Genomic DNA, 259 nt, shown 5'->3' on the forward strand with positions numbered 1-259 from the left:
CTGAATGACCGTTTCCGTCTCCGTATCAACATTAGCCGTCGCCTCATCCAACACAAGAACTTTAGGCTTTCTTGCCATGGTTCTAGCAAATGATATTAACTGCCTTTGACCACTTGAAAAAGTAGATCCACGTTCCCCTACAGGAGTTTGATAGCCTTTGGGAAGCCGGTTAATAAATGGGTCAGCGTGAACAAATTCAGCGGCTTCCTTTACATCCTTATCAGTAATTTCCTTATCAAAAAGTCGAATATTATAATCA

At 41.3% G+C, this 259-nt stretch carries 1 protein-coding gene; it reads right to left on the reverse strand.

All coding sequences use genetic code 11. The annotated features are described in order from the left end of the window. The coding region (locus tag AOA62_RS29760; protein ID WP_143521942.1) for an ATP-binding cassette domain-containing protein at positions 1-259 on the reverse strand (259 nt) is incomplete at both ends.

The organism is Pseudomonas sp. 2995-3 (assembly GCF_002742565.1).
Taxonomy (GTDB): domain Bacteria; phylum Pseudomonadota; class Gammaproteobacteria; order Pseudomonadales; family Pseudomonadaceae; genus Aquipseudomonas; species Aquipseudomonas edaphica.